1 protein-coding gene is annotated in these 508 nt (G+C 59.8%); it reads left to right on the forward strand.

The window, feature by feature from the left end:
- The coding region (locus C5C07_RS20545) for a heavy-metal-associated domain-containing protein (RefSeq protein WP_147302087.1) at positions 1–192 on the forward strand (192 nt) is incomplete at its 5' end.
- Positions 193–508: the final 316 nt, after the last annotated feature.

Here is a 508-nt window from a genome sequence, read left to right on the forward strand (position 1 = left end):
CAGACCATCACTGTCGAAGGAATGACCTGCGGTCACTGTGAACAGACAGTCGAAGACGCGCTTCGAGAAGTGAGCGGCGTGACCGACGCGACTGCCGATCGCGAGGCCGAACAGGCGAGCGTCGATGGCGATGCTGACGTCACGTCACTCGTTCAAGCCGTCGAGGACGCTGGATACACCGCCCACGCCTGAGAACCGCCGGAACGCACGTCCACAAGCGCCCCGCCGTTCTCGTTCGACACCGGCCCTCTTGACGGTACCGCGCCGTATCAGGGTCTGGACAATATAATGAGGGACGGCACCAAAACCCACGCCATGAGCAACAATCCAGACCACGAGAACTCCGAAACCTCCTCTGTAGAGGGTAACTCCTCGCATCAATCCGAAGAACCCGTCTACTGTTGTCGAATTTGCCAGCTAAAAGCAGATGCTGAAGCGCGAACATCAGCCCACGCGTCATCAGAGCAGCATCCCCACTCCCCGGAGCACGAAGGACACACTGCGGCGG

The organism is Haloferax sp. Atlit-4N, from assembly GCF_003383025.1.
In the GTDB taxonomy this organism is placed as follows: domain Archaea; phylum Halobacteriota; class Halobacteria; order Halobacteriales; family Haloferacaceae; genus Haloferax; species Haloferax gibbonsii.